Annotated in this window: 19 protein-coding genes; 11 read left to right on the top strand and 8 right to left on the bottom strand. The window is 72.5% G+C overall.

The window, feature by feature from the left end:
* Positions 1–88: 88 nt before the first annotated feature.
* The 4 genes from ACWA15_RS16065 (at position 89) to ACWA15_RS16080 (ending at position 3,577) form a co-directional block, all read left to right on the top strand.
* Positions 89–586: an inorganic diphosphatase gene (locus ACWA15_RS16065; protein ID WP_093181478.1), complete on the top strand. Its 498-nt coding sequence runs from the start codon at positions 89–91 to the stop codon at positions 584–586.
* 137 nt (positions 587–723) lie between these two features.
* Complete coding sequence (locus ACWA15_RS16070) at positions 724–1,203, top strand: hypothetical protein (protein ID WP_464056488.1); 480 nt, start codon at positions 724–726, stop codon at positions 1,201–1,203.
* Entirely contained in the window at positions 1,197–2,042 is an 846-nt protein-coding gene (locus tag ACWA15_RS16075; RefSeq protein ID WP_464056489.1) for a hypothetical protein, read from the top strand. The genes ACWA15_RS16070 and ACWA15_RS16075 overlap by 7 nt, the downstream gene beginning before the upstream one ends.
* A complete protein-coding gene (locus ACWA15_RS16080) occupies positions 2,039–3,577 on the top strand; it encodes an alpha/beta hydrolase family protein (protein WP_464056490.1) in 1,539 nt (512 codons plus the stop codon). Before ACWA15_RS16075 ends, ACWA15_RS16080 begins: the two co-directional genes overlap by 4 nt.
* Positions 3,578–3,648: 71 nt before the next feature.
* On the opposite strand, the gene ACWA15_RS16085 is transcribed toward ACWA15_RS16080, so the two are convergent.
* Both ACWA15_RS16085 and ACWA15_RS16090 read right to left on the bottom strand, forming a co-directional pair.
* Positions 3,649–7,422 (bottom strand): choice-of-anchor I family protein, encoded by a 3,774-nt coding sequence (locus tag ACWA15_RS16085; RefSeq protein WP_464056491.1) that lies wholly within the window; start codon positions 7,420–7,422, stop codon positions 3,649–3,651.
* A 208-nt stretch (positions 7,423–7,630) separates the two neighbouring features.
* On the bottom strand, positions 7,631–9,094 hold the full coding sequence (locus ACWA15_RS16090) for a C40 family peptidase (RefSeq protein WP_464056492.1): 1,464 nt from the start codon (positions 9,092–9,094) through the stop codon (positions 7,631–7,633).
* A gap of 493 nt (positions 9,095–9,587) precedes the next feature.
* On the opposite strand from ACWA15_RS16090, the gene ACWA15_RS16095 reads away from it, so the two are divergent.
* The 3 genes from ACWA15_RS16095 (at position 9,588) to ACWA15_RS16105 (ending at position 13,293) form a co-directional block, all read left to right on the top strand.
* Positions 9,588–10,937 carry a bifunctional o-acetylhomoserine/o-acetylserine sulfhydrylase gene (locus ACWA15_RS16095; protein WP_464056493.1) on the top strand — a complete coding sequence of 450 codons (1,350 nt, stop codon included), beginning with the start codon at positions 9,588–9,590 and terminating at the stop codon, positions 10,935–10,937.
* A 120-nt stretch (positions 10,938–11,057) separates the two neighbouring features.
* The gene (gene metX / locus ACWA15_RS16100; protein ID WP_464059544.1) at positions 11,058–12,299 is read left to right on the top strand and encodes a homoserine O-acetyltransferase MetX; all 1,242 of its coding nucleotides are present in this window, start codon (positions 11,058–11,060) and stop codon (positions 12,297–12,299) included.
* A gap of 34 nt (positions 12,300–12,333) precedes the next feature.
* The gene (locus ACWA15_RS16105; protein ID WP_464056495.1) at positions 12,334–13,293 is read left to right on the top strand and encodes an aldo/keto reductase; all 960 of its coding nucleotides are present in this window, start codon (positions 12,334–12,336) and stop codon (positions 13,291–13,293) included.
* On the opposite strand, the gene ACWA15_RS16110 is transcribed toward ACWA15_RS16105, so the two are convergent.
* A complete protein-coding gene (locus ACWA15_RS16110) occupies positions 13,253–14,203 on the bottom strand; it encodes a hypothetical protein (RefSeq protein WP_464056497.1) in 951 nt (316 codons plus the stop codon). The two genes, ACWA15_RS16105 and ACWA15_RS16110, sit on opposite strands and share 41 nt — an antisense overlap.
* Before the next feature lie 60 nt (positions 14,204–14,263).
* Between ACWA15_RS16110 and ACWA15_RS16115 the strand changes: the two genes are divergently transcribed.
* The gene (locus ACWA15_RS16115) at positions 14,264–14,995 is read left to right on the top strand and encodes a maleylpyruvate isomerase N-terminal domain-containing protein (RefSeq protein ID WP_464056498.1); all 732 of its coding nucleotides are present in this window, start codon (positions 14,264–14,266) and stop codon (positions 14,993–14,995) included.
* A 45-nt stretch (positions 14,996–15,040) separates the two neighbouring features.
* On the opposite strand, the gene ACWA15_RS16120 is transcribed toward ACWA15_RS16115, so the two are convergent.
* Positions 15,041–15,862: a class I SAM-dependent methyltransferase gene (locus ACWA15_RS16120; RefSeq protein WP_464056499.1), complete on the bottom strand. Its 822-nt coding sequence runs from the start codon at positions 15,860–15,862 to the stop codon at positions 15,041–15,043.
* A 73-nt stretch (positions 15,863–15,935) separates the two neighbouring features.
* Here ACWA15_RS16120 and ACWA15_RS16125 point away from each other — a divergent pair, with 73 nt between their 5' ends.
* Both ACWA15_RS16125 and ACWA15_RS16130 read left to right on the top strand, forming a co-directional pair.
* On the top strand, positions 15,936–16,895 hold the full coding sequence (locus tag ACWA15_RS16125) for a zinc-binding dehydrogenase (protein ID WP_464056500.1): 960 nt from the start codon (positions 15,936–15,938) through the stop codon (positions 16,893–16,895).
* Complete coding sequence (locus tag ACWA15_RS16130; protein ID WP_464056502.1) at positions 16,892–17,998, top strand: alpha/beta hydrolase; 1,107 nt, start codon at positions 16,892–16,894, stop codon at positions 17,996–17,998. Before ACWA15_RS16125 ends, ACWA15_RS16130 begins: the two co-directional genes overlap by 4 nt.
* A gap of 52 nt (positions 17,999–18,050) precedes the next feature.
* Here the strand turns inward: ACWA15_RS16130 and ACWA15_RS16135 are convergent, their stop codons facing one another.
* Together ACWA15_RS16135 and ACWA15_RS16140 are read right to left on the bottom strand one after the other, a co-directional pair.
* Complete coding sequence (locus ACWA15_RS16135) at positions 18,051–19,289, bottom strand: restriction system modified-DNA reader domain-containing protein (RefSeq protein WP_464056503.1); 1,239 nt, start codon at positions 19,287–19,289, stop codon at positions 18,051–18,053.
* 29 nt (positions 19,290–19,318) lie between these two features.
* On the bottom strand, positions 19,319–19,615 hold the full coding sequence (locus ACWA15_RS16140) for an MTH1187 family thiamine-binding protein (RefSeq protein WP_464056505.1): 297 nt from the start codon (positions 19,613–19,615) through the stop codon (positions 19,319–19,321).
* A gap of 217 nt (positions 19,616–19,832) precedes the next feature.
* On the opposite strand from ACWA15_RS16140, the gene ACWA15_RS16145 reads away from it, so the two are divergent.
* Entirely contained in the window at positions 19,833–20,435 is a 603-nt protein-coding gene (locus ACWA15_RS16145; RefSeq protein WP_464056506.1) for an acetate uptake transporter, read from the top strand.
* 140 nt (positions 20,436–20,575) lie between these two features.
* Here ACWA15_RS16145 and ACWA15_RS16150 read toward each other — a convergent pair whose 3' ends face one another.
* Positions 20,576–21,229, bottom strand: a complete 654-nt coding sequence (locus ACWA15_RS16150) for an SDR family oxidoreductase (RefSeq protein WP_464056508.1) — start codon at positions 21,227–21,229, stop codon at positions 20,576–20,578.
* 47 nt (positions 21,230–21,276) lie between these two features.
* The gene (locus ACWA15_RS16155) at positions 21,277–24,213 is read right to left on the bottom strand and encodes an FAD-binding and (Fe-S)-binding domain-containing protein (protein ID WP_464056510.1); all 2,937 of its coding nucleotides are present in this window, start codon (positions 24,211–24,213) and stop codon (positions 21,277–21,279) included.
* Between the last annotated feature and the right edge of the window lie 164 nt (positions 24,214–24,377).

Consider the following 24,377-nt stretch of genomic DNA (forward strand, 5'->3'; position numbering starts at 1 on the left):
GGCGAGTGGCTACACCGACCACGCATGCGACACACACGACCCTGTCTGGGCGCGACACCGCGCAGCGGGTGCAACTGGAGGAAGAACAGTGGAGTTCGACGTCACGATCGAGATCCCCAAGGGTCAGCGCAACAAGTACGAGGTCGACCACAAGACCGGTCGGATCCGCCTCGACCGCATGCTGTTCACCTCGACCCGCTACCCCGACGACTACGGGTTCATCGAAGGGACTCTCGGCGAGGACGGCGACCCCCTCGACGCGCTCGTCCTCCTCGAGGAGCCGACCTTCCCCGGCTGCCTGATCCGCTGCCGCGCCCTGGGCATGTTCCGCATGCGCGACGAGGCCGGGGGCGACGACAAGGTGCTGTGCGTGCCCACCGGTGACCAGCGTGCCGCGTGGCGCCAGGACATCGACGACGTCTCCGACTTCCACCGCCTGGAGGTCCAGCACTTCTTCGAGGTCTACAAGGACCTCGAGCCGGGCAAGTCGGTCGAGGGCGCGCACTGGACGGGCAAGGCCGAGGCCGAGATCGAGGTCGAGCGCTCCTTCCAGCGCGCCAAGGACGCCGGGTACTACAACCACTGAGTCCCCAACTCTCTCCAGCGGTCCGCAACGGCCGGCACCTCGGTGCCGGCCGTTGCTGCGTCCGCGTGGGCGCTTGGTCCGCCCATGGGCGCTTCTCCCCATCGACACAGGTCAGGACCGGTCAATAGGCTCCCCTCATGTCATTTGGAGGCGATCCGGACGCGATCCGGGACCTGGCGCTCACAGTCCGCACCTGGGCGACGGACGTGACCGGGACACGGGACGACGTCCGCGCGAACACCGGGGCGACCTGGGTCGGCAACGCAGCCGACCGGTACCGCGAGCGGCTCGCCGACCACTCACGGAACATCACCGAGGCGCACGACGAGATGATCGCCGCCGCCGTGGCCCTCGAGGCGTTGGCGGACGAGCTCGCCGAGCGCCAGAAGTTCCTCACCAACGTGGTGGACGCCGTCTCCGACAAGGTCGAGGACGCCCGGCGAACCGTGAACCGGTACGCGAACATCGCCCTGGAAGAGCTCAGCGAGGCGGAGCAGGCCGCGAGCAACGCGGCGAGAGACCTCATCCGGCGCGCCGGGACGCTCGGGTCGAACCTGTCGGTCTCCAACGTCGTCAGTGCCGGCAAAGAACTCCTGGACTGGGTGACCCCATGGTGACAACGACAGCCATCTCCTTCGACGTCCCCTCCGGCGACGGCCTCCGGCGACGTCTGCGCGAGTCGCAGTGGCGCTCCGTGCTCGCCGCAGCCGGGTCGCCCCCGGTCCCGGCGTGGGCAGAGCCCATGACGCCCCCCGACGAGATCGTCGAGGCGGCGGAGGCCGTGCCCGGCGACACGACCGACGTGGACCCGGCGCTGGTCGAGGCCGCGTGGATGCGCCCGGCCGCCCTCGTCGAGGTCGAGGTGGCGGTGACGGCCGGCGACCGGGGCGTGTGCGCCCTCGTCTGGACCGGGACCGGCACCGGGTCCTCGGTGGTCCGCGGGATCGACGTGGCCGCCGGTGAGGGGCCGACGGCGACCCGGCAGCGACCCGGGATGGAGGTGAGCGCCTTCGGCGTCGGCGGTCTGCTCGATGAGGTGCTGCGCCTCGTCCCACCGGCCCCGGTGAGCACCCCCGCGCCGGCGGTGACGATCCCCGAGGAGATCACGATCACGCTGGCCAAAGCGGTCCGCACCGGCAACGCCCGGCTGCTCGACGCCGTCTGCCGCGACCTCCGGGTGGCGGAACCTCCGCCGCTGGTGATGGCGGTCGTGGAGTCGATGGACGGGTCGGTGGTGCTCACCGTGCGCAGCGCCGGACGCACCGACGTCAGCATGCTGTCCCTGCTGCGCTGCTCGGCCGGCTGGGTCGAGCTCATCCGGACGCCCGACCAGCAGGTCCGTCACGAGCCGCGGAGCGCCGCGGACATCACCAGGATGCTGATCTTCGACGTGACCGGGCGCATGGACACGGCCTTGAGAGCGATCGCCACCCCCACGCAGGAGGAGTCCGCATGAGCATCGAGGTCGACGGCGGGGCAGGCGGCGTCGGGGCAACCTTCGACGACATCCGCACCTACGCCCGCATCCTGGACACCGCCGGCGACGGCGTGCGCAAGTGGTCGGACGACATGGCGCTGCTGCTCGTCGACGAGGCAGTCCTGGGCGCTGCGCTGCTGTGCCCGGACATGGTCGTCAAGGCAGAGCTGGCGATCGGGGCGGCGGCGACCGGACCCGACGGCCTGCTGCCGGTGAGCGTGGGCCTGGAGGCCTCAGCGCTGATCCTCACGGAGTCGGTGGACGTCTACGTCCTCTTCGACTCGGCGCAGCAGACCGCCATGGAGGCCCTCAACGCCGCGGGTGGGTACCTGCTCGGTGCGGCGCTGCCGCTGCTGGCCGTCGGCGGCGTCCTGGTGCTCGCCTCCAACCCGCTGCTCACCGCGGTGCTGTACGCCAACCGTGACGCCCTCGCCGACGGCGCCCTGGACACGCTGTTCGAGAACCCGTGGCTGATGGAGGACATCACGGCGTCCCTCCCGTGGATCATCCAGGGTGCCGCGGGCACGCTGACCGGCGGGCCGCTCGTCGCGCTGCTCTCCGGGGGCCACTGGCCCACGGGCAGCTATGAGGACTCCGTCGCCGGGCTGGTCTCGATCGGGGGCCTCGTCGGCATGTTCGCCGACGACGGCAGCTTCCGGACGGACCCGGTGGACCCCGACGACACCGACGCCCAGTACGCGCTGGCGCGGACACGGGCGATCGCCGAGTGGGTGGCAGGGGGCGACCTCTCCGAGCCGCCGCACCTCCCCGTGCCCCCGGCGGTCCCGCACTCGGTCGAGGACATCTTCGCCCAGCAGAGCAGCCTCGGGGTGGAGGAGGCGCACGGCCAGGTCCAGATCATCACGAAGACGGCGCCCGACGGGTCCACGTCCTACATCGTCCAGGTCCCCGGCACGCAGGACTGGTCACCGGACCGGACGGACAGCCCGGTCGACCTGGCGTCCAACGTCAACCTCATGAGCGGGCAGGACTCGGTGCTCCGGGAGCAGATCGCCGACGCGATGCGCCAGGCCGGCATCCAACCCGGCGACCCGGTCATGCTCACCGGTCACTCCCAGGGCGGGATCGCGTGCGCCGCGATGGCCTCCGACCCGGCGTTCATGGAGGAGTTCAACGTCACCAGCATCGTCACCGGTGGCTCACCGATCGCACGGTTCGACATCCCCGACTCCGTCTCGGTGCTGGCCGTGGAGCACGACCAGGACCCCGTGCCGATGCTCGAGGGCCGGGAGAACCCGGACGCCGCCAACTGGGTGACCGTAGGACGCGACGTCACGGACGACATCGCGGCGGACACGGCGCCCGGCGACCCCCTCAATCCCGGGGAGGCGCACGGCACCGGCCTGTACTCGACCACCGGGGCGCTCATCGACTCCGACACCACGGACCCGAGCCTGGCCGCCTGGCGCGAGCAGAACGGAGCCTTCCTCGACGGCGGGGGCGAGGTCTCCCGCTACCAGATCTCCCCGACCGGGCCCGCGGTGGCTCCCTGACCACGAGTGCGCCACCTCCGAGGTCGGAGGTGGCGCACGGGTGGTCGAGCGGCATCACACCAGCAGTGGGATCAGCTGGTGGTCCGCGGGCGGGTCAGGAACGCGCCGAGGGCGATGAGCGCCGCGGCCAGGGCGATGAGGATCGCCAGGTTGGCACCCGTCGTGGCGAGGGCCGCCGCGGTCGTCGCTGCGGGAGTCCCACCCCGGGTGGAGACCGCCGCCACGACCGCGGGGGTGGTTGATCCCGGGGTCGTGGCGGTGGGCGTGGTTCCCGGGGCGGCCACGACGGTGACCGACGTCAGGATCGGTTCCCGGCCGATCAGCGACACGACGAGCGTGTGCAGCCCGGCATCCTGGGTCGTAGGGATCGCGACGGTGAACCGCACGGTGCCGGTCGCGTCCGCGACCGGGAGACCGGTCACCAGGATCGGGTCGGAGCGCAGCTCGGCGGTGATCTGCTGGCCGGGCTCGAGCCCGGAGACGGTCACCCCGAGGCTGCCGCCCGTGGTGACGGTGGACGTGTCCAGGGCGACGGTCGCCCAGTCGGTGCCGGCGACCATGGCCCGCCCGAGCGGGGCGGGGTCGACGAGGGGGTGCGCCTCGAAGTAGGCCACCGCTGCCGCCAGGTCGATCTGGCCGGAGTCGGCGCGGGCGGTGCCGGCCGCGAAGGTCGTGAAGTTGTCACCGCCCGAGGCCAGGAACGAGTTCGTGGCGACCCGGAAGACCTGGGCGTCGGTGATCGGCGCACCCTGGAAGGTCATCGAGGTGATGTGCGCGCCACGCGGTGCTGCGTCGTCGTACACGTAGCTGAAGCCCTCGGAGATGCCCAGGTGCAGCTTGGGGCGGGCGGACCCGTCCGGCTGCCACTGCTCTTCCAGGACCGAACGGAGCTGGGCGCCGGTGAGGTCCATCGTCCACAGCGTGTTGCCGAAGGGCTGCGCCGTCGCCACGTCCCGGTAGGTGACCGTGCCGGTCGCTGAGCGGATGAGGTCTGCGCGGATGCCGCCGGGGTTCATGAACGCGATCTGGGCGGGGGTACCGCCGAAGCTCGCGTTCGACGTCGACCACAGCTGCATGTCGGCGACAAGGTTGCCCAGGGTCGACTCCGCGCCGCGGTCCGAGCCGTTGACGCCGGCCCGGGTGATGTCGGCGCTGATCGAGCCGATCACCTGCTGGCCCACCACTGCGGCGCGCGCCACGGCGTCGGCCACGATGGCGGCCACCGCGGGGTCCTGGACGGCGCCCACGGCGAGCGGGACGACGCCTGCCGAGGCGGCCACGACGGCCTTGCTCACCGGGTCGACCGACAGCGTGACGCGATCGAGGCTCTGGCCGTACTGGCCCGCCTGGACCACCGGGCGCTGCACGTCGGCGCTCCACCCGGAGACCGGGTAGGAGCAGGCGTAGGACTGGTGGGTGTGTCCGGAGAAGATCGCGGAGATCGCCGGAGAGGCGCCGCGCACCAGCTTGCCGTAGGTCGTGTCCGACGACGCGATCGCCGCGCAGTCGGCCGTCTCGGATCCGTCGTGCGCGAGGAGGACGACGACGTCGGCCTCCCCGTTGCTCGCGTCGCCGTCCCGGAGCTGGTCGGCGACCCGGTTGGCGGCGGTGAGCTGGTCGCCGAACTCGATGTCGGCGATGCCGGCCGGGGAGACCATGGTGGCGGTCTGCTCGGTGACGGTCCCCACGAAGGCGATGCGCACTCCCCCACGCTCGACGATGGCGTACTCCTGGAGCGCCGGGGTCATGGTGCCCTTGAGGTAGACGTTCGCGCCGAGAGCGAGGTCGCCCGAGCCGTACCGGGGGATCACCCGGTCGGTGAGGTCGGCCCACCCGCCGTCGAACTCGTGGTTGCCCACGGCCGAGACCTCAAGACCGGCGGCCGTGAGCGCGTCGATCGTGGGGTTGTCCTGCTGGGAAAAGGAGGTGAAGGTCGAGGCGCCGATGTTGTCGCCGGCCGAGACGAAGACGGTGTTCGGGTTCTCCTCGCGCATCCCGGCGACGGCCGCGGCGAGGACGGCGGCGCCGGGCTCCTTGGAGGAGGCGTCGGACTGGATGCGCCCGTGGAAGTCGTTGATGCCGAGGATCTGCAGCTCCACCGGGGTGGCGCTGGTCGTGGTCGAGACGTCGAACAGGGTCGTGGTGCCCGAGACCTCGTTGCCGACGGCGATCATCGGCCGGCCCGTCGGGGACGTGGCCGCAGGCACGAAGGTCAAACCCTCAGGGCCGAGGTCACCGGCCTGGGCGAGGTCCGCGGCGACGTCGGCCGAGGTGTCCATGTCCACGGAGAAGTCGCGGTTGTTGAGGTAGGTCACGAACGTCGACGCCGTGGGAGAGGTGATGTCGTAGACGGCCACGCCGCCGATCCGCTCGAGGCCGATGAAGGCGTAGGTGCGGCCCTCGACCTGCCCGATCGTGAGGTTCTCCGGCTCGGGGCCCTTGTCGTCGCTGCGGCCCTCGAAGCCGGTCGCGGAGTGGTTGGAGTTGAAGTAGTCCGGGACGGCGTCGGCGAGCATCTGCTCGAGGTCGTCACCGGAGTCGAAGACCAGCTCGCCGGCCGTGGTCCAGACCGCGAAGGACCGGCCGCCGAAGGCGTAGAGGTTCTCGAAGCAGGTTCCGGCGGCGTTCAGACCGTTCTCGGTGGTCACGTTGAGCCGGCCGAGCGCGGCGTCTGCGGTGAGCGCGGCGAGCGGGCTGTCGGAACAGATCGGCGGGACGCCGTTCTTGCCGAGGCTCTTGACGCGCACACCCTCGACGTAGTCGCCCCACTCGCGGGCGTCCCCCTCGTTCGCGGTGACCAGGTAGGTGGTCCCGGCGGCGGTGTAGGAGGTGATGGAGTCGGGCATGTACATGCCGAAGACCCCGGGGTGGGTGGTGACGGAGATCGCGGAGTCCTTGTCGGAGGCGTCGATCCCGTTCCCAGCGGTGCCCAGGTCCTTGAAGCCCAGCGGCCAGATGTCGGTGACGGAGGCGGTAGCCAGGTCGACGACAGCCACCGCGTTGTTCTCCTGCAGCGCGACGTAGGCCGTCGCGCCGTCGATCGCCACGTACTCGGGCTCGAGGTTGCGCGAGACCGGGAGGTCGGCTTCCGGGGTCGGGCCGAAGATCCGCACGTCCTCGTGCAGCGTCGTGCTGCCGCCGGCCTCGAAGGCGTGGAAGTCCGCGGTGCGGACCGCGCTCTGCTGGGCGGCGGCCACGGTGCCCGGGAGGTCGACGACGCTGACCGAGCCCTCCGGGTCGATCGAGTAGTCCGCGGCCGGCTCGGCCTCGTTGGCGACGACGGCGTAGGCGCCGTCGGCGGAGATGCTCACCATGTCCGGCAGCGCGCCGACCGTGACGGTGCCCAGAACCTCGGGGGTCGTGGCGTTCGCGTCGAAGAAGACGAGCGTGCCCGGGTCGGTCTTGACCGTCGACTCGAGCGCGACCACGCCCAGGCCGTCGGGGCGGACCGCGACCGAGTTCGCGATGCCCGCGCCGGCGATCGAGAAGAGCTTGGTGGGCGCGGCCGGGTCGGTCGCGTCGAGCACGTCGACGGCGCCGGCCTGGGCGTTGACGACGAAGAGCTTGTCGTCGTAGAACGCGACGATCTCGGCGGCGGAGGCGTCGAACACGCCCGTGGAGTAGCTGCCGAGGACCGAGAGGGCGAGCGCGGCGTCGGGCGCCGAGTGGGTGACCGGGTCGGCGACGGGCGCGGCCGCCGCGGCAGGCGCCACGGCGGTCGGAGCGGCTACCGCCGCGGCGGCGCCTCCGAGCGCTGCGGTCAGGGACAGTGCCGCGACGGTCAGTGTCGCGAAGGGAGCAGCGAGCGCAGTGCGACGGCGGGTGGGGCGCCGGGATGCGGACATAGGTGATCTCCATGAGGGGCCGGATGGGGCCCCTCCTGTCTAGACTCCCGCAACGACGCCCAGGTGAACTCCAGCCGACTCCCAGCCAGCACCCCCATGAACGCCCCCACCCCGCCCGACAGCCCCGCAGTCCGCTGAGTGCTGGAAAATACGCGCGACACGCCGGGCGAAGTGCGTATTTTCCCGCACTCAGCGGGGGTGGGTGGGGTTAGGGGCGGCCGGCGTAGGGCATGAGGCGGCTGTCCCAGCGCATGGACGTGACGCGGAGGGGGACGCCGGGCTTGGACGCCTCGACGATCTGGTTGTTGCCGGCGTAGAGCGCGACGTGGGTGATGGTCGACGGGTCGTTGGGGTTGCTTCCCCAGAACACGAGGTCGCCGGGGCGCATGGAGTCCAGGCTGATCTTGAGGACCTGCTTGTACTGGTCCCGGGAGGTGCGGTTGATGGAGACGCCCGCGGCGGACCAGGCGCGGCCGGTCAAGCCTGAGCAGTCGTAGGAGTCCGGACCGGTGGCGCCCCAGACGTAGGGCAGGCCCACCTTGGTCTTGGCCCAGTCGACCGCGGCCTGGCCCTGGCCGGCGTTGCCGCGCGACGTCCCGGTCCCCAGGCCACCTCCGGTCGCCGGCGGCTTGACCACCGGGGGGGTCGGCGCGACGGTCGGCGCCGGGGTCGGGGCGGTCGTCGGCAGCACGACGGGTGGGGAGACGGGTGGCACGACCGGGGGCAGGACGGGCGGCGGCGTCGACGGCGAGGTCGTCGGAGGAGCGACCGGCCCGGTCGTGGGCGTGGGGGCCGGGGGCGTCACACCCGGGGTCGAGGGCGACGAGGGCGACGACGGCGCCGGGGTCGGCGCCTGCGGGCTCGCGGCGGCCGCGCGGTCGCGGGCCAGGCGCTCGGCTGCCGCATCGCGCTCCGCCTGCAGCCCCTGCTGACGAGCCTGCTCGACCTCGACGCTCGTGCTGCGCGCCGCGGCGAGGCTGATGAGCAAGGACTCGCGGTCGGCGTTCGCGGTCGCGACAGCCTGGTCGGCGGCCTCCTGGGTGGTGCGCGTCGCCTCGAGGGCGTCGGTCGCCGCGTCCTTCTTCACCTGACGGTCCGCGACCGCCTGCGTGGCGGCGCCCTGGAGGGTCGCGGACACCACGGAGTCCGCCTGGAACTGCTGGGCGGCCTGGTCCGCCTTGGACCCGACCAGCGCCATCGCGTTCGCGGTGCTGATCGCGTCGCCCACGCCGTCGGCCGTGAGGTACATGCCGATCTGCTCGAGCCCCCCGCCGTTGCGAGAGGTCTCACGGGCGAGGCCGACGAGGAGCTTGCGCGACTCCTCGGCGCGCAGCGTCGCGGCGCTGGAGCGGGCCTGGGCGTCGGCAGCCGCCGCGGTCGCGACGTCGAGGTCGACGATCGCCTGGTTGTAGGCCTCCCCCGCCCCCGCGGCGGCGTTGAAGGCCGCCTCCTGGGTCGCGGTGAGGGCCGCCATCTGGACGTCCATCGAGGCCACCGAGGCCGCCGCGTCGACGACGGACTGGCGGGCGGCGTCGACGTCGTCCTGGGACGGCGCGGCGGGGTCCGCGGACGCGGGGAGCGCGGTGCCGGCGGCGAGGAGCGCGGTCACGGCCAGCAGCGCGACGAACCTGGGGCGGGACGTGCTGCGGGGCACTCGCCGGGACGTCGCCATCAGGGTTCCTCTCACCGCACGGCGCAGCCGGTCTGACCTGCTGCGAAGAAGTCTCCCCCGAGACTACCCAGGTCCGCGGCCGGAGTGAACTTCTGTCACATCATTCCCAGTAGTCTCACCCGCACCACGGCCGACGAGACACCCCGACGTCGCCCGCCCACCCGCCCTCGGAGCTGAGAATCCCGAATATTGGACCAGATATGCCCACCAGGTGTCCAGAGTGTGAGAACTTCCCGGTCCAGGGCTGTCCCTCGGCGCCACACGTGCCTACGCTTTCACCATGACGATGCGAATGTGTTGCTGACCGAACCGCCTCAGCCCTCCCGCGCCCTGCGCTTCGTCCTCCCTGCACCACCGGCCGCACCCGACGGAATGACCCGTCGATCTCGCCGCCCACCGGCCACGCGAGTGGCGAGGTGAGCAGCGACAGCCGCCCGGGAGCGCACCCAGACGCAGCACGTGTCCCCATCCCCACCGTCCCCAGGAGCACCCGATGAGCACCACCGACTGGTCCTTCGAGACCCGCCAGATCCACGCCGGCCAGACGCCCGACCCCACGACCGGGGCGCGCGCGCTGCCGATCTACCAGACCACGTCCTTCGTGTTCCCCGACGCAGGGGTCGCCGCCGACCGTTTTGCGCTCAAGGACCTCGGCCCCATCTACACGCGCATCGGCAACCCGACCCAGGAGGTCGTGGAGAACCGCATCGCGAGCCTCGAGGGTGGTGTGGGAGCCCTGCTCCTGGCCTCCGGCCAGTCCGCGACGACCTTCGCGATCCTCAACCTCGCCGAGGCCGGCGACCACATCGTGGCCAGCCCCTCGCTCTACGGCGGCACGTACAACCTGCTGCAGTACTCCCTCACCAAGCTCGGCATCGAGACCACGTGGGTCAGCGACCCGCACGACCCCCAGGCCTGGCGCGACGCGGCCCGTCCGAACACGAAGCTCTTCTTCGCCGAGACGATCCCCAACCCCAAGGCCGACATCCTCGACATCGAGGCCGTCGCCGCCGCCGCGCACGAGGTGGGCGTCCCGCTCATCGTCGACAACACCGTCGCCACCCCGTACCTGCTGCGCCCCATCGAGTTCGGCGCGGACATCGTCATCCACTCCGCGACCAAGTACCTCGGCGGGCACGGCTCGGCCATCGGCGGTGTCATCGTCGACTCGGGGAACTTCGACTTCTCCGCCGACCCCGTGCGCTTCGCGAACTTCAACACCCCCGACCCGAGCTACAACGGCATCGTCTACGCCCGCGACCTCGGGGTGAACGGGATCCTCGGGGCGAACCTCGCCTACATCCTCAAGGCACGCGTGCAGCTGCTGCGCGACCTCGGTGCCGCGATCTCCCCGTTCAACGCCTTCCTCATCGCCCAGGGCATCGAGACGCTCTCCCTGCGCGTGGAGCGCCACGTGGAGAACGCGAAGAAGGTCGCCACGTGGCTCGACTCGCGCGACGACGTCCTCTCCGTCGGCTATGCGGGCCTGCCCTCGAGCCCCTGGTACGCCAACGCCCAGAAGTACACCCCGCGCGGCCCGGGCGCGATCGTCAGCTTCGAGGTCGACGGCGGTGCGGCCGCCGGTCAGGCCTTCGTCTCAGCCCTCGAGCTGCACTCCAACGTCGCCAACATCGGTGACGTGCGCTCCCTGGTGATCCACCCGGCGTCGACCACCCACGCCCAGCTGAGCGCCTCCGAGCAGCTGCTCTCCGGGGTCACCCCGGGCCTGGTGCGCCTCAGCGTGGGCATCGAGCACATCGACGACATCCTCGCCGACCTCGAGAGCGGGTTCCGCGCGGCCCAGGCCGTCGCTGAGTCCACTCCCGTCACCGCGGGCGCGTGAGCTGACATGAGCGATCCGGCGTCGCGCCGTGGCAACGTCCCCGGGCCGGTGCCCACGCACCGGCACCCGGAGATGGACATGGCCGCGCCCGACGCCGGATCGTCCGTAGATTGGTCGGCGATGACTCTTCACTCCCAGGGCTCAGGCGGCTCGTCCCGGCCCGGCCCGCAGTGGACCCGCACCGGCGGTCCCTCCCGCGCGCAGCCACGGCGACTGGCCACGGTGTTCCCGGCGACCGGAGCCTGGCGGGAGGGCGACCCGGTCGGCGGTCGCCGCTTCGCCGACATCGGCGCCCTCGAGCTCGAGGCCGGCGGGCACATCCCCGCCGTCCGGATGGCCTACGAGACGTGGGGCACGCTCAACGAGGCGGGCGACAACGCCATCCTCGTGCTGCACGCCCTCACCGGGGACAGCCACGTCGCAGGCACAGCCGGCGACGGGCACGCGACGGCCGGCTGGTGGTCGCAGATGGTCGGCCCGGGCGCCCCCATCGACACCGACCGGTTCTTCGTCGTCGCGCCGAACGTCGTCGGCGGCTGCCAGGGCTCGACCGGCCCCTCCAGCCTCGCCCCGGACGGGCGACCGTGGGGCAGCCACTTCCCGATCATCACCGTCCGCGACCAGGTCGCTGCGGAGATCGAGCTCAGCCGCGCGCTCGGCGTGGCGTCCTGGCGGTTCGTCGTGGGCGCCTCGATGGGCGGTCTGCGGGTGCTCGAGTGGGCGTTGCTCGGCCCCGAGTCGGGCATCGCCGTCGAGTCGATCGGCGTCATCGCCTCGGCCGCGCAGACCTCCGGCGACCAGATCGCCTGGGCCCACCCCCAGCTGACCGCGATCCACTCCGACCCCAAGTTCCGCGGCGGTGACTACTACGACGCCGAGCCCGGTGACGGGCCGCACCTCGGCCTGGGCATCGCGCGCTCGATCGCACACACCACCTACCGCAGCGCCCACGAGTTCGACGCACGCTTCGGGCGCATCTCCCAGGGCGGGGAGGACCCGATGCGGGGTGGGCGGTTCGCCGTCCAGTCCTACCTCGACCACCACGCGAGCAAGCTCGCCCGACGCTTCGACGCGAACAGCTACGTCGTGCTCACCGAGTCGATGCTCACCCACGACCTGGGCCGCGACCGCGGCGGCGTGAACACCGCGCTGACCACGATCACCGCGCGCACCCTCGTCGTCGCCGTGGACACCGACCGACTGTTCCTGCCCGCCGAGTCCGCGCGGATCGCCCGGTTCGTGCCGGGCGCACAGTCGCAGCTGCTGCGCTCCGACTACGGCCACGACGGCTTCCTCATCGAGTTCGACCAGCTGGGCCCGATCGTGGCGTCCTTCCTCTCCGAGGTCAACCGGTCCGTTTGACCTTGAGCGCGCTCGAGGTGTTTGAGTAGGCACCATGACCTCCGCGCACCGCGAACCGCTCCCGATCGCCCTCGGGGCGATGACCTTCGGCACCCGCCAGGACGAGGCGGCGTCCTTCGCCCTGCTCGACCAGTTCCTCGACGCCGGCGGCTCGTGGGTGGACACCGCCAACTGCTACGCCTTCTGGGAGTCCACCGACGGGCGGGGCGGGGCCAGCGAGACGATGCTCGGCCGGTGGTTCGCCGCCCGCCCCGGCGCCCGGGACCGGGTGCAGATCTCCACCAAGGTGGGCTGCGAGCCGGCCGGGCCCGGGACCTACCCCGAGGCGACCGAGGGCCTGGGCGCGGCCACGGTCGCGCGCGCCCTGGAGGAGTCCTTGACCCGCCTGGGCACCGACCACGTCGAGCTCTTCTGGGCCCACCGCGACGACCGCACGACCCCCCTCGAGGAGAGCACCGGCGCTTTCGCCGCGCAGGTGGCCGCCGGGAAGGCCGGGCGGCTGGGGCTGTCCAACTACGCCCTGTGGCGGGCCGAGCGGGCCCGCGGGATCGCCGCCCAGCGCGGCTGGGCCGCGCCGTCGGCCCTCCAGCTGCGCTACTCCTACCTCCAGCCCCGTCCCCTCGTGCGCGACGGCGTCCACGACCACCGCTTCGGGTGGATCACCGACGAGGTGCTCGACTCCGCGACTCAGACCGGCTGGGAGCTGTGGGCATACAGCCCGCTGCTCGGCGGCGCCTACGACCGCGACGACCGCCCCGTCCCCGAGGCCTACGACCACCCCGGCACGACGCGCCGCCTCGCGGCACTGGCCGCGCTGGCGGGCGACCTCGGCATGAGCCGCTCGGCGGTCGTCGTCGCCTGGATGCTCGCCTCGACCCCGCAGATCCGTCCGGTCCTGGGCGTCAGCACCCCGGCCCAGCTGGCCGACGCCGTGGCAGGAGCCCGCCTGGTGCTCAGCCCTGAGCAGGTCGCGGCCCTGGACCAGCCGTGGTGACCGGACGGTAGGTGGAGCCCGTGGCCCGCGTGCGGCGCCGGCCAAGGCGCCGGCTGACCAGCCAGACGCCCACCGCGCCGACGCCGAGGGCCGCCCCGAGCACGTAGCCCGCCCGCAGCGCGTCGAGCGCGGAGTCGCCGAGGAGGTGCACGGCCGCACCGGTGAGCTCGGTGCGCAGCGGCGAGCCGGTCACGGAGTCGAGGTACAGCGACCGCGCCGCCACGACCGCGAGGCCGGACAACGCCGTCAGGACCACGACCACCCCGGCCTCCCAGGCCAGGACCACCGCCCGGGACCGGGCCAGCGCGACCGCGGCGCCCAGCAGGAGTGCGACGACCCACGGCAGCCAGCCTGCGACGGCGTCGAGCACCGTGTAGGAGGTCCGGGCCGAGACGAGCTCCTGGCTGGAGAACAGCGGGACGGTCGCGTCGACCTGGGCCGCGAAGGTGATCCCGCGCGCGGCCAGCTCGGCGCGGGCGAGGTCCACGACCGGTGCGAGGTCGAGGCTCACCTGCCCGTCGGCCTCCAGGCTGAGCGCGCCGGCGTCGTCGCGGAGCAGCGCCACGGCCCTGGTGTGGACGCTGCGGTTGACCTGGGCCCACGCAGCGGCGAAGGCGTCGCTGTCGACGACCTGGGCGATGCCGTCCCGCACGAAGGGCTCGAGCGCGGAGGAGACCAGCACGTCGACGTCGATCTGCTCGAGCGTGGCGGACGTGAGGTGGTCCACCAGGGCCGACCGCACGGCCGGGTCGGCGGTGACCTCCTCGACCGCGGCCACGTACCCGTCGGTGCTCGTGATCGTGTCCCGGGCCCAGTCCGCCAGCAGTGCGACCGGGGTGAGCAGCGCGCCGACGAGCAGAAGCGCGACGACCGCGGCGCGTCGCCCCCGGTGGTGGTGTCCGTCAGCCATAGGACGAAGAGTACGGCCCCGCCACGTGACGGTCCTGCCCAGGTGCGGCAGGATGAGGCCATGACCGCCGACCTCCCCCAGATCACCTCAGCCCTGCACACCCAGTGGGGGCGGCTGCGCTCCTGGGTGGGTCCGCTCGGGGACAACCTGCTGGGCAACCGCAACAAGCCCTCGGTCCTGCCCGGCTGGACCGTCGGTGAGCTCGTGGCCCACCTGGGGCGGGCGATGGAGGCTCTCGCGGTGTGCACGCCGGCTCCGGCAGGCACCCGCCCCATCGAGCTGGCCGAGTACCTGGGCTCCTACCCCGAGCGCGCCGACGACATCTCTCGCGTCACCCGCGACCTCGCGGTGGAGATCGCCGACGCCCCGCTGGCCTCGGTCGACGCGCTGGCGACCCGGGCCCTGGCGAAGCTCGACGAGCTCAGCCTGGACGGCACTGTGCTGGTGCAGGCGCGGCGCGGACCGATCACGCTGCGGGACATGGCGATGTCCCGCCTCATCGAGCTCGTCGTGCACGCCGAGGACCTGGTCGCCTCGCTCAAGGGCGTGGTGGACTCCGCGGGTCCGGCGAACCCGATCGACCGCGAGGCGCAGCGGATGGTGGCCGACGAGCTGTTGGACATCGTGGTGACCCGCGGCGGGTGGGACCTGGAGGTCACCGACCCGGGACTGTGGATCCGGCTGGCCACCGGGCGCGCCCGGTACAACGTCGACGACCTCGCACGGGCGCTCACCACGGACTACACCGCCGGTGGGGTCCCCGATCTGGGCCGGATGCTCCCGCTCATGTGAGGGCTCCGCCTGGGCGGAGCGCTGCGCGGCCGGGTGCGCCCAGGGTCAGGTGGTCCTGCGCCCCCGCGCGGTGCAGACGGAGTAGCCCTTCGGCTCGATCCACGGTTGGCCGGCGGCGCTGAACCAGTCGTCCACCCGGGCACTGACCCGCTCGACCAGCAGCTGACGCACCGCAGGGTTCTCGTCGACGTCGTAGAGCGCGAACAACGACGTCGCGTACCGCACGAGCGGGCCGGGCTCGGTGAAGACGAGCTCGTTGTCGTACCGCACCACCTCGACCGACTCGAAGAAGGCTCCGACGACGTCGGCGACGTTGTCGGTGGTCACCCAGCCGGTGTGGGTCGGCACCACCAGGCCGAGCGCGCCGAGCTCGGTCTCGACCACGTGCCGGATGATCGGGACCGTGCGGGCATGGTTGACGGTCAGGACGAGGACACCGTCGTCGGCGAGCACCCGGGCGCACTCCGCCACGATCGCCTCCGGGGCGTCCCGGTGGGTGAGCATGTGCCGGGAGAACACGACGTCGACCGAACCGTCGGGGAGCGGGATCTCCTCGGCCGAGGCGTGGAGCGTCTCGACGCCGGGAACCTGACGCGCGGTGAGGTAGGCCGTGTGGGAGAGATCGAGGGCGATGACCCGCCCGGTATGACCGCCGTCGACCAGATGATGGACCAACGTGCCCGTCCCCCACCCGACGTCGAGCACCGTCTCGGTGCCCTCCAGGTCGACGGCGCCGAGCACCGCCGTCTCGATGTCGTCGGGATGCCGGCTGAAACGCCGGTGGGTCTCGAGCCTGACCTCGAGGGACGTCAGGGTCGCGTAGTCGCCGTTCGACGCTCGTCGGACGCCATCGGAGTCGATATCCATACGCGAACCTTCTCCCAGACGAGGGACCTTCGCCACCGGACGGACCCCGCCGGGGAGCGGTAGGTTGGGCTGCATGCTGGCTGCCTCCGTGTCGAACTTCTGCCCCGCCTCACCCGTCGACGGACTGACGGTCGGAGACCGCCCGGCTCCGGCCCCCCGGGAGAACTGGACCACCGTCACGGTGCGCGCTGCCAGCCTCAACCACCACGACCTGTGGTCGCTGCGCGGGGTGGGGCTGCGCCCCGACCAGCTCCCGATGATCCTGGGCACCGACGCCGCCGGCGTGACCGACGACGGCCAGGAGGTGGTGGTCCACGCGGTGATCGGCGCGGACGGGCACGGCGTCGGGCCCGGCGAGGGACGGACCCTGCTCTCGGAGAAGTACGACGGCACGCTCGCCGAGCAGGTCTCCGTGCCCACCCACAACCTCGTCCCCAAGCCGTCCGACCTGACCTTCGCCGAGGCCGCCTGCGTGCCGACGGCGTGGCTGACCGCCTACCGCATGCTGTTCCGGTCGGCCGGGCTGACCCCCGGCCAGAGCGTGCTGATCCAGGGCGTGGGCGGCGGGCTCGCCTCGGCCGCGATCACCCTGGCCGCCGCGGCCGGCATCGAGGTGTTCGCGACGAGCCGCAGCGGCGCCAAGCGCACCGCGGCCCTCGGGCTCGGTGCGAGCCACGCGGTCGAGCCGGGCGGCCGCCTCCCCCACCGGGTGGACGCCGTCATCGAGAGCGTGGGCGCCGCCACCTGGTCGCACTCGGTCCGCTCCGTCCGCCCCGGCGGCGTCATCGCCGTCGCCGGCGCGACGTCGGGCGACCCCACCGCGGCCGAGCTCACCCGGATCTTCTTCAACGAGATCACGATCCGCGGGACGACGATGGGCACCCGCGACGAGCTCGCCGACGTCCTGGCGTTCATGGTTCGCGCCGACATCCGCCCCCGGATCGACACCACGATGCCCCTCGCCGCCGCCACCACCGCGATGGCCCGCCTCGCCTCCGGCGAGCACACCGGGAAGGTCGTGCTCACTCCGTGACCGAGCGTGTGCCGCTGCCGCGGTTCCTCTCGCGCTCGGTGCCCGACGGCGTGGTCCCCGCCCTCGACGCCCAGCTCTCCGAGGTGATCGCCGACGAGTTCCGCGCGCACACCCACGTCCTGACCACCCGCGGCGCGCACACCTCCTGGGCGCCTGACCCCCTCGGGCCCGGCTTCGAGGTGCAGTCCCTCCCCCTGACCCCCGACGACGAGGGGGAGGTGGTCGCCTCCCTCGTGCGGTTCCGGCCCACCGGCTCCATCCGCTCGGCCCGCGCCGTGCTCTACATCCACGGCTGGAGCGACTACTTCTTCCAGACCGAGACCGCGCACTTCTGGGACCGGTTGGGGGTCGCGTTCTATGCCCTCGACCTGCGCAAGTACGGACGCAGCCTGCGCCCGGGGCAGACGCCGGGCTACATCGACGACCTGCACGCCTACGGCGAAGACATCGAGGCGGCCCTCGACGCGATCCACGCCGACCTCGGCCACAACACGTCGATCATGCTGCACGGGCACTCGACCGGCGGGCTCACCACAGTCCTGTGGGCCCATCGCAACCCGGGGAAGACCGCGGGGCTGGTCCTCAACAGCCCGTGGCTGGAGCTGCAGGGGTCATCGGTGCTGCGCACCGTCTCGGCGCCGGCGATCAACCGCCTGGCCCGGTTCCAGCCGAAGACCCCGCTGCCCAACATCGACGCCGGGTACTACGCGCGGACCGTGCGCAAGATCGACGGCGGGGAGTGGGAGTTCAACGAGACGTGGCGCCCGACTCCGGCCTTCCCGGTGCGCGCCGGCTGGTTGCACGCGATCATCTCCGGGCACGCCGAGGTCGCCCGGGGCCTGCGGATCGCGCAGCCGATCCTCATGCTCGCCTCCGCCCGCTCGGTCATGTCCCCGCGCTGGTCGGAGGACATGCGCACGAGCGACATCGTGCTCGACGTCGAGCTGCTCGCACGCCGCGCCGTCCAGCTCGGCCCGACGGTCACGGTGAGCCGGATCGAAGGCGGGCTGCACGACCTCGCGCTCTCCACGGCGCCGGTGCGGGCGCAGTACTACGCCCAGATCGCGCGCTGGGCGGCCGCGTACGGGTGGTCGCAGGACTGAGCCGGTCGGGCGGGCCGTTCAGCGGGCTGGTCGGGCGGGCTGGTCGGGCGGGCTACCCGCGCAGCTCGGCGAGGGTGCGCCCCTGGTCACCGACCCGCCACACCCGCCACCCGTCGGAGGCGGTGCCGCCCGAGACGGCGCTGGCCGCCCACGTGGGATCGGCGTAGCGGGTGCCACCTGCGGTGTGCAGCGACCCGTCCGGGTGCAGCATGACCTCGAACCGCTCCCCACGCCGGTGCCGGACCCAGACGAGGCGCAACGGCGCCGCCAGCGTGCCCGCCAGCTCGGCGAGCGCGGCGTCGACCGGCCCGACGACGGAGGACGGGGCGCTCGGCGGCGCAAGCAGGTCGAGGACCGGGGAGACAGGACGGTCCACCCCGGTCAGGGGCGTGCGCGCGGCAGGGCCGGCGCCCGGCAGGTCCGAGGGACGTTCGGGAAGTCGGTCCGGTGGGAGGTCGAGGAAGACCGGGACGTAGGCGGCGTCGCTCGAGGCGATCGCCGAGCCCGGCGGCATCGTCGCGCCGAACGCGGACCGCAGCTGCCCGGGAGCGGTCGCTCCTGCGACAGGGACCGCCGGCACACCCGGTGCTCCTGGCACGGCTGGCGCCGCTGGCAGTGCTGGCACGGCTGGCACGGCTGGCACCGCGCCGGTGAGCACGGACTCGACGGCTCGCCTGGCGGCGGCCTGCTCGGGCCGCAGCGGGGAGACGTCGATGATGCGTCGCCCGTTCTGGCCGGCGAGCATGCCCACATGGAGCACCTCGATCCGGGCCGCGCCCGAGCGCAGGAACGTCAGGGTGTGCAGCAGAGAGTCCTCGACGTCGGCGCAGACGATCACCAGGCGCACCGTCCCCGCCGTGGGCGCCGTCAGCGCCGGACGCGCCACCGGGACACTGTCGAAGAACGCGCGCAGGCCTGCATGGAAGCGGTCAGGGCCGTCAGGGTGCTTGGCGGCGAGGTCCGCACGGGTGAGCTTCGAGGCCCGGCCGGCGGCGTCGAGCGCCTCGAGGAGTCCCGGTCCGGTGAGCCGCGCCATGATCTGCACGACGACGGGCAGCCCTGAGGCATCCAGGGCCACCAGATCGGCTGCCGCAGGGTGTGCTCGCGCAGCACCGGGCAGCTCGGCGGTCGCACCTCGTCGCTGGGCCAACGTGAACAGCGGCTCGCCGAGCAGCGCCGGGAGGTGCTCGGCGACCACGGCGCGGGCGGCTGCGGCGAAGGACGCGTCGTCGGGCAGGGTGGGGGTGACGGGATGCGCCCGCTCCGCCCCACGGATGTCGAACAGCGGCATGGCCATAGCGTAGACCCCCCTGTCCAGGGTCAGGGCTGGGCGAGCCGGGCTTCCACGCGGTCCACCTTGCCGGTCAGTTCACCGGTGTGACCAGGGCGGATGTCCGCCTTGAGGACGAGGGACACCCGGTGGCCACCGGCGCCGACAGCCTCGGTGGCACGCTTGATGACGTCCATGCACTCGTCCCACTCACCCTCGATCGTGGTGAACATGGCGTCGGTGCGGTTGGGCAGGCCCGACTCGCGGACGATCCGGACGGCGTCGGCCACGGCGTCGGTCACGGACTCGCCGGCACCGAGCGGGGCAACTGAGAAGGCAAAGAGCATGCCCCCAACCTGTCACCTCGCGCGGTCGAAGTCGAGCGTGACATGCGTCGCAGGACGGCCTGGACGGGACCTTCCTCCTCCCCGCACCCGGGAACCGCGCCTAGGCTCGCCTACGGCGCCCAGCTGCGGCGCTGCGCCACCCCCGCTGGTCCCGGCTCGTGCCCGCCAGCAGTGCGCTCCCGCCGTCTGCTCCACGCGCTCCTGCGAAAGGCCCCTCGTGATTCGTCCTGCTGCCCCTGCCCCGACCGCCCCGGCTCTGCGTCACCTGGCCGACCCGGGTCCGCTCGGGCTGGCCGCCTTCGCGCTGACCACCTTCGTGCTGTCGGTGTTCAACGCGGGGATCCTCGATGCGCACCTCGAGCCGGTCGTGCTGCCGCTCGCCCTCTTCTACGGCGGCCTCGTGCAGCTGCTCGCCGGCATGTGGGAGTTCGCCAAGAACAACACCTTCGGCGCGCTCGCGTTCTCCTCCTACGGCGCGTTCTGGATGTCCTTCGCGGCCTACGTGAAGTTCGTCGTCCCCGACCTGCCGGCCGACTCCGCCCACCAGGCCACGGGTGTGTTCCTGCTCGCGTGGACGATCTTCACCCTCTACATGACCGTGGTGACCCTGCGGGTCTCCTTCGGGCTGATGGCCGTGTTCATCCCGCTGTCGGTGACCTTCCTGCTGCTCACCGTCGGCGCCTTCACCCAGACCTCCGCGTTCACGACCGTGGGAGGCGTCTTCGGCCTCATCACCGCCGGAACCGCCTGGTACAACTCCTTCGCCGGCGTCCTCAACACGACGTGGGGACGTACAGTCCTCCCCCTCGGCCCCCGCTGACCACCGGGGCCCAGCCCCACCCGCCGCCCCAACCCCTCCCGCCGCCCCAACCCCTCCTGCTGAGTGCTGGAAAATACGCGAAACGCCCGCGTGTCGTGCGTATCTTCCAGCACTCAGCGGGGTTGGCGGGGGGTGGGGGGTCAGGTGTAGGCCTCTAGGGCCTGGGGGATGTCGGTGGTGCCGGTGTTGAACTCGATGAAGCGGCCGATGGTGGCGGGGAGGTCGAGGACGGCTGCGGCCACGGCGGCGACGTCGTCGCGTGGGACCGAGGTGGACTCCAGGTGCGCGCCGATCTCGATCTTCCCGGTCCCCGGGTCGTCGGTCAGGGCACTGGGCCCCAGGATCGTCCAGGCCAGGGTCGAGGCCCGCAGGTGCTCGTCGGCGGCGGCCTTCGCCTCGGCGTAGGCGAAGAAGCCGTCCTCCGGCGGCACCCCGTGCTGGAGCCGGGAGCCCTTGTAGGACACCATGACGTAACGCGCGACCCCGGCGGCGAGCGCGGCATCCATCGACCGGATCGCCGCGTCACGGTCGACGGCGTAGGTCCGTTCGGGGGATCCCCCGCCCGCCCCCGCGCACCACACGACGGCGTCGTGCCCGGCCAGGGTCTTGGCCAGGGCGTCCGGGCCGAGCCGCTCGACGTCGGCCACGACCGGCGCGGCGCCGGTCGCGGCGACGTCCTTGCGCTGGCGGGCGCTGCGGATGATCGAGGTGACGTCGTGGCCGGACTCGCTCAGCAGGCGCGCCAGTCGCAGCGCCACCTTGCCGTGCCCTCCGATGATCGCGATGCGTGACATGGTGGTCCTCTCAGATGGCCCGCGGAGCCGACAACCACGCCGGCACCTCAGAGCCGCTCGGCCAACAGCTCCGCGAGCGCCTTGCCCTTGACCCCGGCGAGGTCGTCGGCCTGTGTACGGCAGGAGAAACCGTCCGCGAGGAAGATGTCGCCCTCTCCAGCCTGCCGCAACGCGGGCAGCAGCGCATTCTCAGCGACCGCGACCGACACGTCGTAGTGCCCCTTCTCCATCCCGAAGTTCCCCGCCAGCCCGCAGCACCCGGCCAGCGTCGTGATGGTCGCACCGGCCCCACGCAGCAGCGCCTCGTCCGTGCCGTACCCCATCACGGAGTACTGGTGGCAGTGCGGCTGGGCGACGGCGGTCACGTCCGAGAGGTCCGGCATGATCCAGCCGGAGTCCGGACCGGGGGCCGTCTCGGGGTCGGTGAGCAGCTCGGCGAGGGTGCGGGTGGCGGACGAAACCGCGTGCGCCCGCGGGTCCTCGGGGAAGAGGTCGACCAGGTCCGAGCGCAGCACCGCGGTGCACGAGGGCTCCAGACCCACGATCGGGATGCCGTTGACCGCGAAGGGCCCGAGGGTGTCCATGAGCGTGGACAGCTTCTTCTTCGCCCCGTCGAGCTGCCCGGTGCTGATCCAGGTCAGCCCGCAGCACGCCTCGTCGGTCGGGATGACGACGTCGTACCCGGCCGCGAGCAGCACCTTCACGGCCGCCTCGGGCACGTTCGGCGCGAGGGAGTCGCTGAAGGAGTCCGTCCACAGCACGACCTTCGGCTTGCGCCTCGCCTCGGTCCCCTGCCCCTCCTGCCCGACGCCGCGCGAGGTCGCCGCCAGCGCCGCCCCCTCGCGCTTCCACCACGTGCGGAACGGCACGTCGGCGAAGGCCGGGATGGACCGGCGGGTGTCCATGCCACCGACGGTGAGGACCACCTTGGCGAGCGGCTTGATGCTCAGCGCGAAGTTCGCGATCTTCGGCATGTAGCTGGCCAGCCGCGCCCAGCGCGGCAACCAGCCCAGGGCGTAGTGGTTCATCGGGCGCAGCCGGCCCTTGTAGGTGTTGTGCAGCACCTCGGACTTGAGCTGGGCCATGTCCACCCCGGCCGGGCAGTCGCTCGAGCAGGCCTTGCAGCTCAGGCACAGGTCGAGGGCGTCGTGCACCTCGGGTGAGCGCCAGCCGCCGGTGACCAGGGTGCCGTTCGCCATCTCCTGGAGCACCCGGGCGCGTCCGCGGGTGGAGTCCTTCTCGTCCTTGGTGGCCAGGTAGGACGGGCACATGAACCCGCCTGCGGCGGTCGAGTCGGCGCGGCACTTGCCCACCCCCACGCAGCGGTGGACCGCCTGGGTGAAGTCCCCGTGGTCGTGGGTGAAGCTGAAGCCCGTCTTGGCCAGGATCGGCTTGGCGTGCGGGCGGCGCAGGTCCGCGTCGATCGCGTTCGGGCGCACCAGCACCCCCGGGTTGAGCAGGTCATTCGGGTCGAAGAGCGCCTTGAACTGCTCGAACATCGTGATGGCGGCGGGTGAGTACATGGCGGGCAGCAGCTCCGAGCGGGCCCGTCCGTCGCCGTGCTCACCGGACAGGGAGCCGCCGTACTTGCCCACGAGCGCGGCAGCCTGCGTCATGAACGAGCGCAGGATGTCCCCGGAGGTCTCGAGCGGGATGTCGATGCGCAGGTGCACGCAGCCGTCGCCGAAGTGCCCGTAGGGCAGACCGTCGACGCCGAACTCGGCCATGAGCACGTCGAGGTCGCGCAGGTACGCCCCGAGCTGGGCGGGCGGTACGGCCGAGTCCTCCCAGCCGGGCCACGCCTGGGCGCCCGACGGCGTCCGCCCGGCCAGGCCTGCGCCGTCGGCCCGGATCTGCCACATGGCGGTCGCCTCGGGGCCGGCGGGGAGGATGCGGGTCGCGGTGGTGCCGGAGTCGCGGACGATCGCCTCGGCGTTGGCCATCGCCTCCGCCGCGGTGGACCCGCCGACCTCGACCATGAGCCAGCCGCCGCCCGGCGGGAGCGCCGGGACGGAGCCGGCGCCCTTGGCGCGCCGCACGACGTCGACCAGGCGGGCGTCGAGGCCCTCGACGGCGAGCGGGGAGTGGGTGAGCAGGGCGGGGACGGCGTCGGCCGCCGACGGCATGTCGGGGTAGCCCAGCACGACGAGGGTCGGGGCGCCGGCGATCGGGACGAGGCGGACGGTCGCCCCGAGGATGGACATGACCGTCCCCTCGGTGCCCACGAGCGCCCGGGCGAGGTGGTTGCCGTTCTCGGGCAGCAGGTGCTCGAGGGAGTAGCCGGAGACCTGCCGGCCGAAGCGGCCCAGCTCGGTGCGCAGCAGCGCCATGTTCGCGGTGACGAGCTCGCCCAGGCCGGGGACCCTGTCGACGCCCTGGCCGTCGCCGCCGGCGGTGAACCGGCGGCCGAGGCCGTCGACGATGTCGAGGTCGACGACGTTGTCCGAGGTCCGCCCGTAGGCGACCGCGTGCGGGCCGCAGGCGTTGTTGCCGATCATCCCGCCCAGGGTCGCGCGGTTCTGCGTCGACGGGTCGGGCCCGAAGCGCAGGCCGTGCGGGGCGGCGACCTTCTGCAGCGAGGACATGATGACGCCGGGGTCGATCCGGGCGGTGCGGGCCTCGGGATCGACCTCGTAGATGGTGTTGACGTGCCGGGAGAAGTCGATGACCACACCGGGGCCGATCGAGTTCCCCGCGCAGGAGGTGCCCGCACCTCGGGTGGTGATGGGGACACCCGCCTCGCGGGTGACCGTGATGGCCGCGAGCGCGTCGTCGACGTCCCGGGGGATGACGACGACCTGGGGGACGACGCGGTAGTTGGACGCGTCGGTCGTGTACTCGGCGCGGCGCAGGGAGGAGTCGGAGACCTCCCCGTCGACGGCAGCTCGGAGCGCAGCCACGAGGGCGGCGCGGGCGTCAGCGGCGGACCGGGCGGACCGGGGTGCGCCGGGATCGGTGATCTCAACATCTACTGGGCTTGCCACGCGGACATTCTCCCACCGTCGCCGCGATGGTCGGCTGGGACTTCCACCCACCGGTCGGTCGAGGCGCTCGGAGGGGCTGCTGTGGCAGGGGCGGCCCCGGTGTGGTGATCTGGATGAGAGTGCACTGCAGCGCGGCCTCCGGCCCACCGCGCCTGGTATTCGGG

The sequence above is a fragment of the Sanguibacter sp. TS_SC_8 genome (assembly GCF_055361235.1).

Bases quoted from the DNA above. Each gene is read 5' to 3' on its own strand.
- ACWA15_RS16070 (WP_464056488.1), top strand. From the start codon at position 724: ATGTCATTTGGAGGCGATCCGGACGCGATCCGGGACCTGGCGCTCACA.
- ACWA15_RS16075 (WP_464056489.1), top strand. From the start codon at position 1,197: ATGGTGACAACGACAGCCATCTCCTTCGACGTCCCCTCCGGCGACGGC.
- ACWA15_RS16080 (WP_464056490.1), top strand. From the start codon at position 2,039: ATGAGCATCGAGGTCGACGGCGGGGCAGGCGGCGTCGGGGCAACCTTC.
- ACWA15_RS16085 (WP_464056491.1), bottom strand. From the start codon at position 7,422: ATGTCCGCATCCCGGCGCCCCACCCGCCGTCGCACTGCGCTCGCTGCT.
- ACWA15_RS16090 (WP_464056492.1), bottom strand. From the start codon at position 9,094: ATGGCGACGTCCCGGCGAGTGCCCCGCAGCACGTCCCGCCCCAGGTTC.
- ACWA15_RS16095 (WP_464056493.1), top strand. From the start codon at position 9,588: ATGAGCACCACCGACTGGTCCTTCGAGACCCGCCAGATCCACGCCGGC.
- metX (WP_464059544.1), top strand. From the start codon at position 11,058: ATGACTCTTCACTCCCAGGGCTCAGGCGGCTCGTCCCGGCCCGGCCCG.
- ACWA15_RS16105 (WP_464056495.1), top strand. From the start codon at position 12,334: ATGACCTCCGCGCACCGCGAACCGCTCCCGATCGCCCTCGGGGCGATG.
- ACWA15_RS16110 (WP_464056497.1), bottom strand. From the start codon at position 14,203: ATGGCTGACGGACACCACCACCGGGGGCGACGCGCCGCGGTCGTCGCG.
- ACWA15_RS16115 (WP_464056498.1), top strand. From the start codon at position 14,264: ATGACCGCCGACCTCCCCCAGATCACCTCAGCCCTGCACACCCAGTGG.
- ACWA15_RS16120 (WP_464056499.1), bottom strand. From the start codon at position 15,862: ATGGATATCGACTCCGATGGCGTCCGACGAGCGTCGAACGGCGACTAC.
- ACWA15_RS16125 (WP_464056500.1), top strand. From the start codon at position 15,936: ATGCTGGCTGCCTCCGTGTCGAACTTCTGCCCCGCCTCACCCGTCGAC.
- ACWA15_RS16135 (WP_464056503.1), bottom strand. From the start codon at position 19,289: ATGCCGCTGTTCGACATCCGTGGGGCGGAGCGGGCGCATCCCGTCACC.
- ACWA15_RS16140 (WP_464056505.1), bottom strand. From the start codon at position 19,615: ATGCTCTTTGCCTTCTCAGTTGCCCCGCTCGGTGCCGGCGAGTCCGTG.
- ACWA15_RS16150 (WP_464056508.1), bottom strand. From the start codon at position 21,229: ATGTCACGCATCGCGATCATCGGAGGGCACGGCAAGGTGGCGCTGCGA.